The organism is Oceanobacter sp. ABM4_470 (assembly GCF_056158645.1).
Window position 1 is genome coordinate 1,336,405 of sequence record NZ_JBSWTR010000001.1, and the last position, 16,247, is coordinate 1,352,651.

Below are 16,247 nucleotides of genomic sequence, written 5' to 3' on the forward strand. Positions count from 1 at the left end.
TTCATGACCTTGACCAGTGTCAACGAGGCTTCGGCCATGGCTGAAACGTTAACCACCGATGAATTGGCAGTGACTGAGCATGGCGAACAGGCCATTGCTACGTCGGGCCTTGGTAGTCGTTTGCCGTTTGGTTTTGCCAAACGCTTCGGAATGATTGTCGAGGGCACCGCAGAAGGGTTGCAGGTAATCTACAAGGAACCTTTGGCGGCGACGGCGATTCTGGAAGTTCAACGCTTTCTAGGACAACCATTCCGACTGGAAGCCGTGACCGATCAGGAATTTGATCGCCGCATGGGCCTGGCCTATCAAACGGATTCGTCCGAGGCCATGGAAATGATGGAAGGTCTCGGTGACGAAATGGATCTAGCCAGCCTCGCCGATTCCGTGCCGGAAACCGAAGACCTGCTGGAGCAGGACGGTGATGCGCCCATTATTCGCCTCATCAACGCCTTGCTGACCGAAGCGGTGAAGGAAAGCGCATCGGATATTCACGTAGAAACCTACGAAAAGCGTCTGGTCGTGCGTTTCCGTGTTGATGGCGTGCTGCGTGAAGTAGTGCAGCCTAAACGCGCGCTAGCCTCGTTGCTGGTATCTCGTATCAAGGTAATGGCGAAGCTGGATATCGCTGAAAAACGCGTGCCTCAAGACGGTCGTATTGCCTTGCGCATTGGTGGCCGCGAGGTGGATGTACGGGTATCCACCATGCCGTCCAGCCACGGCGAACGCGTGGTCATGCGTTTGCTGGACAAGCAGGCAGGCCGTTTGAGTCTGTCCCAGCTCGGCATGTCCGAGCGTGATTTGCGCACCATGCGTAACATCATCAGCAAACCACACGGCATTATTCTGGTTACCGGCCCTACAGGCTCTGGTAAAACCACCACCTTGTACGGTTCTCTCAGTGACCTGAACGACACCAGTCGCAACATCCTGACCGTAGAAGACCCAATTGAATACTCCCTGCCGGGTATTGGTCAGACCCAGGTGAATACCAAGGTTGAGATGACCTTTGCAAAAGGGCTGCGGGCCATTTTGCGTCAGGACCCTGACGTGGTGATGATTGGTGAGATTCGTGACCTCGAAACCGTCGAAATCGCCATTCAGGCATCCTTGACCGGTCACCTGGTGCTGTCCACCTTGCACACCAACACCGCCATTGGCGCGGTTACCCGTTTGCAGGATATGGGCTGTGAGCCTTTCCTGTTGTCTTCCTCGCTGGTTGGGGTTTTGGCCCAACGTCTGGTGCGGGTGCTGTGTGACGACTGCAAGATTCCGGCGCAGGCAGATGAAAGCGAGTGTGAGGTGCTGGGTGTGAATCCGGCTAATGCCCCGCAGATATTTCATGCCAAAGGCTGTGAGAAGTGCAATCAGTTGGGCTACCGCGGTCGTCAGGGTATTTACGAAATCATTGAAGTGGATGAAGGCTTGAAGACCCTGATCCACGAACGTGCCGGTGAGCAGGCGATGACCGCTCATGCCCGGGCAATGGGCCCAAGCATTCATCAGGACGGTGTGCGTAAAGTATTGGCGGGCACCACCACGATTGAAGAACTGCTGCGAGTTGCCAAGGGTTAATCATGCCAGCATTTACCTATCAGGCGCTGGATGCCAAGGGCAAACAGCAAAAGGGTGTATTGGAAGCCGACAGTGCCCGCCAGGTGCGCCAGAAGCTGCGCGACAAAGGCTGGATGCCGCTGGAAGTGGAATCCACCGTCATTCGCCAGAAGAGCGGTGGTCTGTCGGGCAAGGGACCGCGTCTGTCAGTCCCCGAGCTGGCATTGATCACCCGCCAGCTGGCGACCCTGATTGGCGCTGGCTTACCCATTGACGAAGCGCTGTCAGCCTTGGCTGAGCAGACCTCCCGCGCCAAAACCAAAAGCATGATTCTGTCGATTCGCTCCAAAGTGCTGGAGGGTTTTACCCTTGCCAAGGCGTTGGAAGAATACCCCAGAGCCTTTCCACATCTTTACCGCAGCACCGTCAGTGCCGGCGAACACGCAGGCCATCTGGATGGCGTACTGAACCGATTGGCGGACTACACCGAAGCCCGCCAGGCCTCCGATTCCAAAATCAAACTGGCCGCCATGTACCCGATCATTCTCAGTATTGTGGCCGTCGGCATTGTGGTGGGCCTGCTGACGTTTGTGGTGCCGGACATCGTCGATGTGTTCGTGAAAAATGGTCAGGAGCTGCCAGGGTTGACCCAGTTTATGCTCGATCTGAGCCACATCATCAGCGATTACGGCGTTTACATTGCCGGCGCAGTCGCGGTGTTTGTGATCGGCTTTGGCCAGGCACTGAAAAATGACTCGTTTCGGGCTGGCTGGCATCGGGTGATGCTAAGAATGCCCGGAATTGGTGGTTTTGCCCGCGATGCCAACACCGCTCGGTTTGGCAGTACATTGGCGATTCTGACCAGCTCAGGCGTGCCTCTGGTAGAAGCGATGAAAATCGCCAGTCAGGTGGTCACCAATATCCCCATTCAGCGTTCGTTGGTTGATGCCACGGTAGAAGTCAGCGAAGGCGGGGCCCTTCACAAGGCGCTGAGCAACAGCAGCTATTTCTCACCGATCATGCTGCATATGATCGCCAGTGGCGAAAACAGCGGCGAGCTGGATTCGATGCTCGCCCGTACGGCCCACCAGCAGGAAACTACGCTGGAAAATACGGTCTCAGCGCTGGTTAAAATTTTCGAGCCCATGATGTTGTTGGTAATGGGGGGCATTGTTGCCCTGATCGTTGCCGCCATCATGATGCCCATTCTTGATTTGCAAAAAATGGTTCAATAGGAGAAACACATGCAATCCCGCAAGCGTGTTCAGGGTTTTACTCTGCTGGAAGTGATGGTTGTTCTGGCGATTATCGGCGGTATCTTGGCGATGGTTGCCACCAACGTGCTGGGGTCTGCTGATCAGGCCAACGTTAAAACCACCAAGGCGCAGATGAAACTGATCGAAAGTGCCCTGGATATGTACAAACTGGATAACTACCGCTATCCAACTACTGAACAGGGTCTGGAAGCGCTGGTAAAAAAACCAACCTCATCCCCTGAGCCGAAAAACTACCGCGCCGGCGGCTACCTGAAAGGTAACTCCGTACCGACGGATGCCTGGGGTTCCGAGTTCCTGTACTTCAATGAAAAAGGCCAATACGAAATCGTATCCCTGGGTGCCGATGCCACTGAAGGCGGTGCGGAAACCAACGCCGATATCGTATACCCGGAATAATACCTGACCGATAACCCATTGAATGAAATCTATGCACCAACAAACGGCTAACAAGCGCCAGTCTGGTTTCACCTTGCTCGAGGTATTGGTGGTACTGGCTATTATTGGCGGTTTGTTGGGCATGGTTACTCTCAATGGCAGTGATCAGCGCATTCAGAAAGAAACCGAAGCCTTTGCGACGGCACTGGTTGTGCAGATGAACATGTACCGCGATACCGCGGTGAGTCAGAACACCGACATCGGCCTTGCCATGGACCGCAGGGAACTGCTGCTGTTGCAATGGGCCGATGTTGAGCAGCTTGCTCAAAGCGGGACGCTAAGTAGCGAAGAGCTGGGCGCGTTGGCTGAAAATCCCTGGCAGGCCTGGAGCAGCCAATACGTTGGTACTCCAAAGATACCGGAAGGGGTTTATTTTCAGTTGATGGTCGATGGTGAAAAAGTCGATTTTGACGAGCTGCTGAACAACGACAGCGGCCCAATGCCCGCCTTGCTGTTCTTGTCATCGGAAGAATACACCGCATTTGAATTGCAAGTGGCGACAGACGCCGACGAGCGTTTTGTCGTACATGTTCACGGTGACGGTTTTAATCCGGTCTGGAAATCACTGGAGACCTTCGGTGGTTAATCTGACAGTACTCCGCAGACGCCATTCATCCGGCTTTACCTTGCTGGAAGTGATGATCGCAGTGACCATTTTTGCCTCCATGGCGGTGGTGATCAGCGGTACGACCAGCCAGGCGGCAGATACTGCGCTGACGCTGGAAAACAAGACCCTGGCCAATTGGGTGGCGGAAAATCGTTTGAATGAAATTCGTCTGACCCACGAGCTGCCCGCGGTTGGCAACCGCAAAAGCGAAACCACCATGGCCGGACGCGACTGGCTGCTGGAAACCCAGGTCGAGTCGACCGATTTCCCGCAGGTGGTGAGGGTAACCGTGAATGTATTTGATGCCGAGAACAAAGAGTACCAGTACATCTCACTGGCAACCGTGATGGGAGCATACGATTGATGCGCTGTCGTGGCTTTACGCTGCTGGAAGTTCTGGTGGCGGTGTCTATCACCGCACTGTTGGGTGTTGGTGCGGCACAAGTGCTCAGTGGCCTGATCAACGTCAAGGAAGCCACTGAGGCCAAGTCATCACAGCTGGCGGCATTGCAACGAATGAACAACCGTCTGGCGCGAGACATTCGTCAGTTCATCAACCGGCCAATACGCGATGCCTATGGCGACAGCATTGACGCTTTGCGGCTGGATGATGGTGGCGACTACTATTTTGAATTTACCCGTGCGGGATGGCGTAATCGTCCCGGCGTTGAAGATACCCGATCGGAATTGCAACGCGTGGCCTATGCCACCGTTGATATTGACGACGATGCTTGTGAATACGCGCGACGCAGCCTTGCTGAAACGGCCACTGAAGAAGACCCTGAGTGGGAATTCCCTTGTCTGGTACGCTACAGCTGGGATGTGTTGGACCGTGATTACAACAGCGAAGTGCGCTCGGCGGTGGTGTTGAATCAGGTTGCTTCTTTTTACGTCAGCGTGCTGGCCGAAGAACGCGATGATGAAGGCAATGTAGCCAGCACCAACTGGTACAGCGAATGGCCGATTGTGCAAACGGAAGGGGCCGAAGTACTGCCCGTTGCCGTCAAGGTTGAGTTTGAGATCCCAGGCATGGGCGAAATCGAACGGCTTTGGCCAATTGCCCACGACGGAGAGCTGTGATGGGGCGTTCACAGCAAGGCGTGGCCTTGATTCTGGTATTGCTGATCTTCGCCATTGTCAGTGTATTGGCAACCGTGTTGATTCAGCGACAATCCGCTGATGCCCAGCGTGCCTACAGCCAGTTTTCGACCTTGCAGGCTCGCACTATGGTCGACGGTGTCGAATCTGTGGTTCGCAGTGGCTTGCGAATTGACTGGGACGCAGACCCCGACGTTGACCATAGCCTGGAAGAATGGAATATCGACCGTACCTTTCCCATGGATAATGGCATGGTGTTTGTCCATATCGCGGACGCGCAGGGGCGGTTTAATCTGAATTGGCTGTCACCGTCATCCACCAATCAAGCGGTGTGGCAACAGCGCTTTTACAACCTGCTGAACGACCTCGGGCTCAATGTAGAAATTGCCCAGCAAGTCGCGAACTGGATGAATGAGGAAAGCCAGGTCGACAACGATTACCTGGGACTTGAAGTGCCGTATCGAGCGGCCTATAACCTCTGCAAGCACACCAGCGACATCATGCTGGTAACCGAAGTGACGGCGGAGGTTTACAAGCAGTTGGAACCCTATATCGCCTGCTTGCCTGTCGACACCCAGTTGAACATCAACACCGCGTCTCTGGCGGTGTTAACGGCGCTGGATACCGATTTTGATGCGACCGCGGCTGCAGCGGTCATTACGGCACGTGGTGATAGCGGCTTTGCGACGGTGGCTGACTTTATGGAGCTGGAAGAGGTAAAAACAGCCTCGACCGCCAAGGACGAAGACAGCAGTACGCGTCAGTCTTCCAGTGACAGTGACACCACGACTGCCAGTAACAGCTGGGCGGCCGAGGATTTCAGTGTCAAAACCCAATACTTTGAAGTGTTTGCGCAAGTAGGCGTAGGGGAAGCAGCAGAATGGATTGCGACCTCTGAATTTCTATTAAAACGGGATGCCAGTACAGCGGCCTTTACGACCCTGTATCGGGACTTTTCCAGACGAAAAGCACGTGTAACGCCCGACGTGGCGGGTACATAACAGGATTGATCATGAAAACGATTCGAGTCAGCTGGAGCCAACTGGCGGGTCAGTGGCAAGTATCGGAATATACCGACAACGCCGCTTCGCCTGCTTCTGACCAAACCGTCTCCCTGGAGCAGTGGGCAGAGTCGCAGCCAGAACTGACCGCCGTCCGAATGGTGATCGCGGCGGAAAATTACAGCACGCACTGGGCGGAACTGCCGGGCATTTCTTCTCGCCATCTGGCCAAGGCGTTGCCGTTTGCGCTGGAAGAAAACCTGATTGAAGACGTATCCCATTACCAGATCATTGCCGCCGGTAAGGTGGATGGCCGGGTGCGTGCTTACGCGGTATCGATCGACCTGGTCGAGCGTTTGCTGGAGCAGTGCGAGCATCTGCACCTGATCCCGCGTGAGCTGATTCCGGAAACCCAGCTGTTACCTGCCGGTGCCTCTGCGGTATGGCAACGGGAAGGCTGGCTGTTGTCAGTACCCGGAGCGTTTGAAGGTTGGGTGATGCCATTCGCCGTGTCTGCGGTATTGGAGTCGGCACTGGCCGACAAGCAGGGGCTTGGTAGCTTGCGCATTCAGTCGCCTTCGCGTGACCAATCGAATTTGCTGAAGACCACCCTTGAAACCGGTTTTGCTGATGCGTTTGAAAGCATTGAAGTCACCGGTGCCGAGCAGCCATTATTGCTGCTGCCGGGCCAGGTCAGCAAACCCGCTAATTTCCTGTCAGGTCAGTTCCAGGTCAGCCAAAGTGCCGACAAACCCAAAGCCTGGTGGCGCTCTTTGGCGGCCATGGCCGTTGTTGCGGCGGTACTGGGTGCCACCGGCTTGGCGGTGGATACCCATCGAACCAGCAGTCAGGCGCTGCAAGCGCGTGCAGCCGCCACCGATTTGTACAAGCAGCTGTTCCCCGGCGAGCGTGTACGAATGATCAAGAGCCAATTCCGCAGCAAATTGAGCGGTGCCGGTAACGACAGCAGTGGTGGCTTTACGTCCATCATCAATCGTGCGGCTGCAGGCGTGGCGGCGGCTAACATCAAAAATCTGAAAATGGATTCCATCCGCTATAACGACCGTCAGGGTGAAATCATCATGGAAGTGCTGGCGGCCAATTTGGCCGATGTTCAAACCTTGCGACAAGCGATTGCTGATCAGGGGCTGGAAGCCGAAGTAGCGTCGGCCAGCAATGAAAAAGACGTTGTGAAAGGCCGCATCAAAATCGGAGAGTCGGCATGAGTCAGTTAGACGAACTTAAACTGCAGTTTTCCAGCAACGCCCAGGTGCGCGCTGCATCGCAGTGGTACAACGCCTTGCCGGGCCGGGACCAAACCATCGTCAAGGTGCTGGGATGGCTGGTCGTGCTGAGTCTGGTGTATTTGATGGTGTTTGCACCTTTGATCAAGGACAACCGCGCTGCCCGTACTGATTTGGTCGATCAGCTGTCTACCTACAACCTGATTGCCGAAAACGCAGGCAAGTTTGGTGGTGCTTCCCAGGCAGCTGGCGCGGCATCAGGTCCGATTCTTCCCAAGGTCAGTCAGGCGGCCCGCAACGACGGCATCAAGCTCGATCGTTATGAGCAGGATGGTAGCGATGTGCGCATCTGGATGGATGGCATTGAATTCGACCGGTTTATTTCCTGGACCGAATCCTTACAGGCGCGGGACGGTATACGGGTCAGCCAGATCACATTGGATGCAGCAGAGCTGCCGGGCAGGGTTGATGTCCGTGCCACGCTGACGCCGAACTGATTCCGCATGATGAAATCTGAGCGAGCACCCGATAGTGAACAGCTATTGGATGCTCGCTTTTTTTTGCCAAGGCGTTAGCATGGCCCCAATGAAATTAAGGGTTGCCCTTGCGATGGAGAAACATATGGCGTTCGATTTTGACTTGTTGATCATTGGTGCTGGCTCAGGCGGCGTGCGTGCGTCACGAATGTCGGCGGCAAAAGGGGCAAAAGTCGCTGTGGTTGAGAACCGCTATTTGGGCGGCACCTGTGTCAATGTTGGCTGTGTGCCCAAAAAGCTGTTTGTTTATGCATCCGAGTACAGCGAGAAAGCCAAAGAGGCGAAAGGCTTTGGTGTCGACGCCAGCGTCAATGGCTTCGACTGGCCGACGCTGCGCGATAACAAAACCGGTGAAATCGAACGCCTGAACGGCATTTACGGCAATATGCTGGGCAATGCAGGCGTGGAAATCATCAACGGCACGGCGTCCATTGTTGATCCGCATACCGTCGCTGTGGACGGTAAACACTACAGTGCCGAACGCATTATGATTGCTACCGGTGGCTGGCCGTTCAAGCCGGACGTGCCGGGTATTGAGCATGCCATCACTTCCAATGAAGCCTTTTACCTCGATACTTTTCCGCAGCGCGTCGTGGTGGTTGGCGGCGGTTACATTGCCGTTGAGTTTGCAGGCATTTTCAACGGTCTGGGCGCGGATGCGCACTTGTTGTATCGCGGCGAACAAATCCTGCGTGGATTTGATAATGGCGTGCGCAACTTCGCCGCCGAGCAAATTGCCGCCAAGGGTGTGAACATTCATACCAACACCGACATTGAACGCATCGAGAAGCTGGCATCCGGTGAGCTTGAATGTGTGTTGAACAATGGTGAGCGCCTGGTGGTTGATTGCGTGATGTACGCCACAGGTCGCCGACCAATGACCGATGGTCTGAACCTGGAAGCGGTTGGTGTTGAGACGCGCAAAGACGGCACTATTGTTGCCGATGACTTTTTTCGCACCTCCGTCGACAGCATCTATGCCCTGGGCGACGTGATCGGAACTCCGGCCCTGACACCTGTTGCATTAGCTCAAGGCATGAAGTTTGTTGCCCAGCAATTTGATGGTGATACCGGTGCCATGGATTACAGCAATATTCCAACGGCAGTTTTCTGCCAGCCAAACATTGCTACCGTCGGCCTGACGGAAGAAGAGGCGGGCGAGCAGTTTTCTGGTGACGTGTTGGTGTTTGAGTCCAGCTTCCGACCGATGAAGCACACCATCAGTGGTTTGCCGGAACGCTCGTACATGAAACTGCTGGTTCAGAAGTCTACTGACCGAGTGTTAGGTGCCCACATGGTCGGCCCGGATTCTGGCGAAATCATGCAAGGATTGGGTGTGGCGATCAAAGCAGGGGCGTCCAAGGCGGTATTCGACAGCACCATTGGTATTCACCCAACGGCGGCGGAAGAGTTCGTGACCATGCGCACGCCATCGCGTGAAATCTGATTAAATCCGGCCAGAATGTCAGATACAAAAATGCCCGCAAGTCGCGGGCATTTTTGTATGGGTAGTCAATCAATTAATCAATCAGTGGCAACGACTTGAGTCGCTGCCAGACAGGTTGCCAGGGTGATTAACCGCAGAACACCAGGCGCACGCTGTCCATGGCCAGCTGGGCTTTGCCAATGGCTTCCAGTACGTCGGCGCGTTCGGCTTCAATATTGGCGACCAGGGCATCCGGAATGTTCGGATTCTGCTCGGCCAATGAGCGGATACGCTGAATGCGGGATTCAAATGCTTCCTCAGCCTTGCTGATCGCGCGCGACACCATCTTGTCGAGCTGGCCTTCGCCGAGCTTCTCCAGCTTGTGCAAAATCGGTTTGATTTCTGCCATGCGCTGTTCGGCCAGACCGCGGCCGGTCGACTTCTTCAGTGGCATAACAAAACCAATCAGGTCTGGCTCGTTCACTTTCAGTTCGCCTTTTGGCGTAAACGTCAGGTGCATGGCGTCAACCGGCAGGTAACGTTCTATCTGCAAGTGCTTGGGCGCCGGGCAGCGAGCAACAAACTGCAACTGGATAAAGCAGTCGCCGGTCTGGTAGTCGTGGTTTTCAATGTAACCAATGGCGGTGTTGCCAATTGGGCCTGTCGTCACCAATTCGAGTGCCTGATCGATGAACGGGTGCTCCCAGCTCAGGAATTGAACATCGTCACGGGCCAGTGCGACTTCACGACGGGTGGTGGCCATAAAGCCATCTTCCGGCAGGTGTGGCAGCTCCGGTACCAGCATGTGGTCACCCGGCGCAATGGTCACACAGTCATTACCCAAATCGGCAAACTCAACGCCCACAGCATCGGCGAACAGATCGACGAAGTCGTTCAGTTCGGCTTCGTCTTCAATGTGCGTGATGGTCATGTCGGAGGCCAGAGCGCGTGCGCGGCTTGGGTGACAGGAATGCAATTCCAGCAAACGGTCGCGGCCTTGTTCGAGCTTGGCTTTCAGTTCACCGCCTTCTTTGGCCAGTCGGGCAATCAGCTCATCGAGGTCGTGATCGCCCAAAATAGCCTGTTCGATTTCGTCACGGTTCGCTTCCAGCAGAGTTTGGGCCGTTGGGTTCGGCTCGGCGAACACGTTCAGACCCTGATGGGCGATGGACTGCCAGCGGGAAGAGGCGTGATTTTCAAACGCCAGGCTGTGGATCTGGATCTCATTGGCCTGACCAATACGGTCCAGACGACCAATACGCTGTTCAATCAGGTCACAGTTGAACGGCAAGTCGAACAACACCAGATGGTGGGCAAACTGGAAGTTACGGCCTTCGCTGCCAATCTCGGAACACAGCAGCAAGCGGGCGCCTTGTTCTGGGTCGGCGAAGTAGGCGGCGGCACGGTCACGTTCAACCAGGTGCATTTGCTCGTGGAATACTGCCACCTGAATGCCGTGTTTCTCCCACAGGTAGGATTCCAGCTCCAGTACGGTAGAAGCATGGTGGCAAATCAGAACGATCTTGGATTTGCCGGTGCTCTTGATGATGTCCAGCAGGGCATCGACGCGCTGGTCGTTTTCACACCAGTCAGACTGCTGACGCTCCGGGTACAGAGCTTCTTCCAGATTCAGTGCATGAGCCTGCTGCTCTGGTTGCGCAACAACCGTCAGGTTCGGAACGCGGGCAGGGAAGCCAGTGACACCATGGCGGGTGTTACGGTACATGGCGCGGCCCGGGCCACGACGGTCGATCAGTGCATCCAGTGCTTTCTGGCGGTTGTCGTCGTTGATACCGTTCGCAAATTCCGGTGCGATGGACGCCAATTGAGCCAGGGCGTCGGCGCTCAGTTCAGAGCCGTCGGCCAGCTGTGCAGCCAGGTCGGCAACAGACTGGTAAGAGGACTGTTCTTGCAGGAACTGCTCAAGGCTTGGGTAGCGCTCCGGGTCCAGCAGGCGCAGACGAGCATAGTGACCTTCAACACCCAGCTGCTCAGGGGTTGCCGTCAGTAGCAGTACGCCCGGTGTTTTGGCTGCCATGTTTTCGACCAGCTGATAACCGGCGTCGGCACCATCCTGAGTCCACTGCAAGTGGTGTGCTTCATCCACAACCACCATATCCCAGTCGGATTGCGCCATGGATGCAGAAACGTACGGATCGGTGGCCAGAGACATCGGGCACAAGTACAGCTGGGAACCGTTGAACAGCGGAGAGCAGATGTCCTTGGCGTCGTCGACGTCGTCTTGCTGCAGGATGCTGAAACGCAGGTTGAAGCGGCGAATCATTTCAACCAGCCACTGGTGTACCAGATGATCAGGTACCAAAACCATCACGCGCTGAATGCGCTGTTGGAGCAGCAGGCGGTGCAGGATCAGACCGGCTTCAATGGTTTTACCCAGACCAACTTCATCCGCCAGCAAAACCCGCGGCATGGAATCCTGGGTTACTTGCTGGGCGATGTATTGCTGATGAGGCAGCAGGCTGGTGCGGGCACCCAGCAAACCATAGAAAGGTCGCTGACGCAGGTTGGTGATTTGCTTCAGGCTCAGCTGACGCAGCTCGTACAAGTTGTTGTTGTCGATTTGCCCTGAGAACAAACGATCAACCGGCTGGTTCAGCTGAATGGCACCGCTGAGCTGGATTTCAGAAATCGAACGGTCAGCGGTGAAGTAAAAGGCGATGTCATCAATGACTTCGACAGATTCAATGGTTACAACTTCGCCGTCTTGCAGAGGTACCTTGTCGCCGTTTTTGAAAATAACCCGGGTAAGCGGGGCATTTTGCACGGAATAGGTACGCACGTCGTCGATGGTCGGGAAATACAGAGTGACCGAACGAAAGTCGACGCTTTGAACAAGCCCAAGCCCAAGATCTGTTTCGGCTTCGCTAATCCAACGCTGACCAACTGAATACATAAATAGAAGGGTCCTGATGATAAATCTGAAGGAAGTCGGTGGCACAAAACACTGGCCAACCTGTAAGGCGGCGAAGTCTACCGTAAGCGGCTTGGTTGACCAATGACATGACAGGATAAAGATTTTGAAAAAGTGTCATTGGTTCATCGATGAAACCATGGCGCGCGAATCGCGTGGATGGCAAGCAGCAAACAAATGATTCAGATTTCTGACCTGGCTGATGGCCAGAGGGGCTTCTTACAACTCTTATATTTCCGATAATTGATATTATCGGAATAATTGGGTTTCGAGGTGTGAGGGCTGATTTCGCCTGCTTAATGACGGCTTAAGACATGTTTTGCGTGTCCGTGGCTAGCTGTCAATTTCATAACCAGATGCCAGGCCGTCCGTTTTGGCCTGTCCACTGGTTGTCGGTCTTTGATTGATTGTCCGGGTTTGTTTGGGATCGCGGACTTTCTGCCGTTCGTGCGTAATTTACGATTCAAAGGCCATCATGCTGCCGCGCTCGACCTTGAGATCTTTGACGTTTGCCAGCTGCCAAATCCTTCTCAATTGCTCGCTTTTAGCCGCCATACCGAATCATCGGCTTAGCTTCTCCAGCAGGTTTGCGTAGCGTGTTGCTTCGGATCGAGCTGCTGCAAGTGCTTGTTGGTGTTCTTGTTCGCGAAGGTGCTGTTGGCTTTGTAGTTGTTCCAGTGTGGTTTGAAGTTGCTGCCGCAACGCGTTTGCTTTTTGCAGCTCGGCGGCCTTGAATTGCTTGTCATCCTGAAGATCGTTCATGGCAGCCTCACGTTCATTTAATTGTTTTTGCTGTTGCGCCAGCTCGCGCTCAAACGCTGCGCGTTGTTCTTGCAGGTGTTTTTCATGCTGATCATTCAGCTCGTTGCGCTGCTGATTTAAGGCGACTTCTTTGGCTGCTGTCTGCTGGCTCTGTAGTTCTTGCAACTCGTATTTGTGCGCTGACTGCTGCTGTTGCAGTTGTTGGTTCAGGGTGGCTATTTGCTGTTCAAAGCGGCTGCGCTCGTCTTGCCTGTCCTTGGCCATGCTGTCCTGGTAATGCTCAAACTGCTCGCGGACGGTTTTGTTTTCCTGCTTGAGCTCCTGCTGCGCCTGGCGGCTTTCATACAATTGCCCGGATACCTCACTGAGTTTCACCTCAAGCCGCGTGTTTTCCAGTGTCAGTTGGTTGTGTTGTTGCTCCAGTGTCTCAATGCGTTGATCTGATACTTCAATTCGGTGTGTGGCAGCCTCCAGATCGCCATTTAGCTTGTCACGTTCGTTCTGTGCGGCGTTCAGCTGCTCTGTTAAGGCCTGTTTTTCCTCTTCAAATGCCTGCTTGGCATCTTCTATGGATTGTTCTGCTTGCTGCGTCAGGTAGGTATTCAGCGCTTCAACGGCGCTCAGTACATCCTGATTCAGGCTGCTATTGGTGGTGTTTTCTTCAGTTTGCTGGCTTCGCCACTGTTTCAGCATGGGGCCTATGGTGCTTTTGCTGCCGGTACCAAGCTGCTCGCGTACCCGGTCTACCGTGGGCTCCAGCCCATTGCTGGTGATGATTTCTGCGGCTTTTGCTACTTGCTCAAAGCGTATTCCCGGGCGCGCCATAGGATCTTCCTGTAACGTATTACGTAATATGTATTGTAAGTGTAATTGTGACTTCTAATATTGGCAATCAAGGATAAAAATAACCTTCGATAATTATTGTTATCGAAGGTTATAATGGCGTTTAAACCCGTAAAAGAATGACCCTGGTACACTTCCGTCTCGCTGGGTTTTGGTCATATTGAGGCGCAGGTGTGGTCTGCGGGGCTGGGCTCGTGTTGGGTTCAAGCTGGGACTGAAATTGGGGCTAAGGACGGAATTGAAGGATTGAATCTGACTAGTGAGAATTCAATGAGTCGTTATTTGAGCGAGACGCGCCCTGCTGGACTTGTGCAAACTGGCTACAGCGAGGACGAAAAAGCAAAGCTTGATGCGTTTCTGGCGTCAGCGACGTCTGAGAATACACGGCGCAGTTATCGCTCGGCCATTCGGCAATACCAGCGTTCTGGCGGGCCGTTGCCCGCGACGGCGGACGACATTGTGCGGTACTTATTACTGGCGTCGGATCGCTACCGAGTGGCGACCTTGCAGTTGCATTTGAGCGCCCTCTCCGCCTGGCATGCCTTTCAGGGTGTTGTGGACCCGGTGGTGTCAACCCCTGTTCGTCAGGTTCTGAAAGGTATCAAGCGCAGCAATGGCCAGCCGCAACAGAAAGCGCCGCCATTGCGGTTGCAGCAGTTGGGTAAAATCTGCCATTCAATCAATACTGGTGGTGGGTATTCTGGAAAGCTATCAGTCGTTAGGGATAAGGCATTGCTGTTGCTGGGCTTTCTTGGGGCCTTTCGGCGCAGCGAGCTGGTTGCTATTGATGTGTCCGACTTGAGTTTTGTTGCCGATGGTTTGGAAATTCGCATTCGGCACTCCAAAACCGACCAGACCGGCCAGGGGCTGGTAAAGGCCATTCCGGCAACCGCTGGTGAGTTGTGTGCGGTAACGGCTGTCAGGGATTGGCTATCGGTCGCAGGCATAGAAGGCGGCGCGGTTTTTCGCCCGGTGAATCAATGGCAGCAGCTGTCTGAAAAGCGCCTGACGCCATCGGCTGTGAATCAGATTCTGAAGCGTGCTTGCGCAAAAGCCGGTGTTGATGACGCATTGCGGTTTAGTGGTCATAGCCTGCGTCGTGGCTTGGCAACAGAGGCGGCCAGATCCGGCGCATCGTTTGAGGCGATTCGCAAGCAAGGCGGCTGGAAAAACGATGCGACTGTGCGTGGCTATATAGAAGAAGGTAGTCGCTTCAAGAATAACGTGGTGTCGACCTTGTTCGACCAGAATCAGGAACATCAGGCATGAGTTTGCAGCGTGTTTTAAACACATCCCCTACTCCATTTTTTGACAACCTGAATCATCTGGCGAGCCCGTTGACGGATGCTCGTACCATTCTGGATCGTCAGCCGCAGCTGCGTAACGTGCCAGGTGCATTTGAGGATCTGGTTCATACACTGGGCTTTCTGGTCAGTTTTAACGGCTCTACCGCGACGTTTAACAGCTATCGGCGCGAGGCTGAACGACTGTTGCAATGGAGCTTTCTGGTTCGGGAAGCCTGCTTGCATGATTTGAAGCGTGCCGATCTGGAAGACTACATTCGTTTTTGTCAGTCACCGCCGGCGGCCTGGATTGGTACGGCACAGCTGGCTCGCTTCAAAAGTCAGCAAGGCGAGCGCGTGCCTAATGTAAAGTGGCGGCCGTTTGTGATTCAGCCGGACAAGGCGTCGCTGACTGAGCAGCGTCCGGATGCATTTGCGCTGTCGCAAAAAAGCCTGCAATCCTTGTTTGCCGTACTGTCCTCGTATTTCAATTTTCTGATTCAGGAAGACTACCTGGAAGGCAATCCGATTGCGCTGATCCGGCAGAAAAGCAAGTTTTTGCAGCGTCATGCCTATTCAGAGCCGGTACGGCGTATCTCCAATTTGCAGTGGGATTACGTGCTGGAAACCATTGAACTGTTGGCAGAAGACAACCCCGTCGAGCATGAGCGATCGCTATTCATTATGCGTTGCTTGTTTGCCATGTATTTGCGTATTTCAGAGCTTGTGGCTGACGAGCGTTCGACACCTGTCATGGGTGACTTCCAGAAAGATATGGATGGTAACTGGTGGTTGCGCGTGGTGGGCAAAGGCAACAAGGCCCGAATGGTCACGGTGTCGGATGACATGCTGGCGGCGCTGAAACGATACAGAAGCTTTCTGGGTTTGTCTGAACTCCCTCATGCGGGCGAGCAAACGCCATTGGTGCCCAGGTTGCGAGGACGTGGTCCGGTAACCAGTACGCGTCAGATTCGGTATTTGGTTCAGTATTGCTTCGATCGAGCGTTGGAGAGAATGCGTCAGGACGGACTGGAGCAGGATGCTGAAGAGCTGAAGGTGGCGACAGTTCACTGGTTGCGCCATACCGGGATTTCCGAGGATGTTAAGCACCGCCCCAAAGAGCATGTCAGGGAAGATGCGGGACATGCCAGTTTGGCCACGACGGACCGTTATATCGACACAGAGATGCGTGAACGACACGCCAGTGCACGTAACAAGAAACTCAAGCCGGACTACTAACTCGGCTTGATGG

The 16,247-nt window shown here is 54.4% G+C and carries 14 protein-coding genes; 12 read left to right on the forward strand and 2 right to left on the reverse strand.

Annotated features, from left to right (window positions below; translation table 11 throughout):
- Positions 1–3 precede the first annotated feature (3 nt).
- The 10 genes from gspE to gorA all read left to right on the forward strand — a co-directional run bounded on the left by gspE (position 4) and on the right by gorA (position 9,196).
- Positions 4–1,572: a type II secretion system ATPase GspE gene (gene gspE / locus ACXADJ_RS05925; RefSeq protein WP_475064054.1), complete on the forward strand. Its 1,569-nt coding sequence runs from the start codon at positions 4–6 to the stop codon at positions 1,570–1,572.
- A gap of 2 nt (positions 1,573–1,574) precedes the next feature.
- A complete protein-coding gene (gspF, locus tag ACXADJ_RS05930) occupies positions 1,575–2,786 on the forward strand; it encodes a type II secretion system inner membrane protein GspF (protein WP_475064056.1) in 1,212 nt (403 codons plus the stop codon).
- A gap of 9 nt (positions 2,787–2,795) precedes the next feature.
- Positions 2,796–3,224, forward strand: a complete 429-nt coding sequence (gspG, locus tag ACXADJ_RS05935) for a type II secretion system major pseudopilin GspG (protein WP_028293510.1) — start codon at positions 2,796–2,798, stop codon at positions 3,222–3,224.
- A 22-nt stretch (positions 3,225–3,246) separates the two neighbouring features.
- Positions 3,247–3,849, forward strand: coding sequence for a type II secretion system minor pseudopilin GspH (gene gspH / locus ACXADJ_RS05940; RefSeq protein ID WP_475064059.1), 603 nt, complete (start codon positions 3,247–3,249; stop codon positions 3,847–3,849).
- Entirely contained in the window at positions 3,842–4,234 is a 393-nt protein-coding gene (gspI, locus tag ACXADJ_RS05945) for a type II secretion system minor pseudopilin GspI (RefSeq protein ID WP_475064061.1), read from the forward strand. The genes gspH and gspI overlap by 8 nt, the downstream gene beginning before the upstream one ends.
- The gene (gene gspJ, locus ACXADJ_RS05950) at positions 4,234–4,950 is read left to right on the forward strand and encodes a type II secretion system minor pseudopilin GspJ (protein ID WP_475068144.1); all 717 of its coding nucleotides are present in this window, start codon (positions 4,234–4,236) and stop codon (positions 4,948–4,950) included. Before gspI ends, gspJ begins: the two co-directional genes overlap by 1 nt.
- Positions 4,950–5,969 (forward strand): type II secretion system minor pseudopilin GspK, encoded by a 1,020-nt coding sequence (gene gspK, locus ACXADJ_RS05955; protein WP_475064063.1) that lies wholly within the window; start codon positions 4,950–4,952, stop codon positions 5,967–5,969. The genes gspJ and gspK overlap by 1 nt, the downstream gene beginning before the upstream one ends.
- An 11-nt stretch (positions 5,970–5,980) precedes the next feature.
- On the forward strand, positions 5,981–7,195 hold the full coding sequence (gene gspL / locus ACXADJ_RS05960) for a type II secretion system protein GspL (protein ID WP_475064065.1): 1,215 nt from the start codon (positions 5,981–5,983) through the stop codon (positions 7,193–7,195).
- Positions 7,192–7,710, forward strand: a complete 519-nt coding sequence (gspM, locus tag ACXADJ_RS05965) for a type II secretion system protein GspM (RefSeq protein ID WP_475064067.1) — start codon at positions 7,192–7,194, stop codon at positions 7,708–7,710. The genes gspL and gspM overlap by 4 nt, the downstream gene beginning before the upstream one ends.
- A 124-nt stretch (positions 7,711–7,834) precedes the next feature.
- The gene (gene gorA / locus ACXADJ_RS05970) at positions 7,835–9,196 is read left to right on the forward strand and encodes a glutathione-disulfide reductase (RefSeq protein WP_475064069.1); all 1,362 of its coding nucleotides are present in this window, start codon (positions 7,835–7,837) and stop codon (positions 9,194–9,196) included.
- A 127-nt stretch (positions 9,197–9,323) separates the two neighbouring features.
- On the opposite strand, the gene rapA is transcribed toward gorA, so the two are convergent.
- Together rapA and ACXADJ_RS05980 are read right to left on the reverse strand one after the other, a co-directional pair.
- Positions 9,324–12,089 carry an RNA polymerase-associated protein RapA gene (gene rapA, locus ACXADJ_RS05975; RefSeq protein WP_475064071.1) on the reverse strand — a complete coding sequence of 922 codons (2,766 nt, stop codon included), beginning with the start codon at positions 12,087–12,089 and terminating at the stop codon, positions 9,324–9,326.
- Positions 12,090–12,668: 579 nt separating this feature from the next.
- Positions 12,669–13,694, reverse strand: a complete 1,026-nt coding sequence (locus ACXADJ_RS05980) for a DNA-binding protein (RefSeq protein ID WP_475064073.1) — start codon at positions 13,692–13,694, stop codon at positions 12,669–12,671.
- 288 nt (positions 13,695–13,982) lie between these two features.
- Here ACXADJ_RS05980 and ACXADJ_RS05985 point away from each other — a divergent pair, with 288 nt between their 5' ends.
- Positions 13,983–14,981: a tyrosine-type recombinase/integrase gene (locus tag ACXADJ_RS05985; protein WP_475064076.1), complete on the forward strand. Its 999-nt coding sequence runs from the start codon at positions 13,983–13,985 to the stop codon at positions 14,979–14,981.
- Positions 14,978–16,234: a tyrosine-type recombinase/integrase gene (locus ACXADJ_RS05990; protein WP_475064078.1), complete on the forward strand. Its 1,257-nt coding sequence runs from the start codon at positions 14,978–14,980 to the stop codon at positions 16,232–16,234. The genes ACXADJ_RS05985 and ACXADJ_RS05990 overlap by 4 nt, the downstream gene beginning before the upstream one ends.
- Positions 16,235–16,247: the final 13 nt, after the last annotated feature.

What these genes read in the sequence shown, in the direction of transcription:
- gspE (WP_475064054.1), top strand. Translation starts at nt 4, where the DNA reads ATGACCTTGACCAGTGTCAACGAGGCTTCGGCCATGGCTGAAACGTTA.
- gspF (WP_475064056.1), top strand. Translation starts at nt 1,575, where the DNA reads ATGCCAGCATTTACCTATCAGGCGCTGGATGCCAAGGGCAAACAGCAA.
- gspG (WP_028293510.1), top strand. Translation starts at nt 2,796, where the DNA reads ATGCAATCCCGCAAGCGTGTTCAGGGTTTTACTCTGCTGGAAGTGATG.
- gspH (WP_475064059.1), top strand. Translation starts at nt 3,247, where the DNA reads ATGAAATCTATGCACCAACAAACGGCTAACAAGCGCCAGTCTGGTTTC.
- gspJ (WP_475068144.1), top strand. Translation starts at nt 4,234, where the DNA reads ATGCGCTGTCGTGGCTTTACGCTGCTGGAAGTTCTGGTGGCGGTGTCT.
- gspK (WP_475064063.1), top strand. Translation starts at nt 4,950, where the DNA reads ATGGGGCGTTCACAGCAAGGCGTGGCCTTGATTCTGGTATTGCTGATC.
- gspL (WP_475064065.1), top strand. Translation starts at nt 5,981, where the DNA reads ATGAAAACGATTCGAGTCAGCTGGAGCCAACTGGCGGGTCAGTGGCAA.
- gspM (WP_475064067.1), top strand. Translation starts at nt 7,192, where the DNA reads ATGAGTCAGTTAGACGAACTTAAACTGCAGTTTTCCAGCAACGCCCAG.
- gorA (WP_475064069.1), top strand. Translation starts at nt 7,835, where the DNA reads ATGGCGTTCGATTTTGACTTGTTGATCATTGGTGCTGGCTCAGGCGGC.
- rapA (WP_475064071.1), bottom strand. Translation starts at nt 12,089, where the DNA reads ATGTATTCAGTTGGTCAGCGTTGGATTAGCGAAGCCGAAACAGATCTT.
- ACXADJ_RS05980 (WP_475064073.1), bottom strand. Translation starts at nt 13,694, where the DNA reads ATGGCGCGCCCGGGAATACGCTTTGAGCAAGTAGCAAAAGCCGCAGAA.
- ACXADJ_RS05985 (WP_475064076.1), top strand. Translation starts at nt 13,983, where the DNA reads ATGAGTCGTTATTTGAGCGAGACGCGCCCTGCTGGACTTGTGCAAACT.
- ACXADJ_RS05990 (WP_475064078.1), top strand. Translation starts at nt 14,978, where the DNA reads ATGAGTTTGCAGCGTGTTTTAAACACATCCCCTACTCCATTTTTTGAC.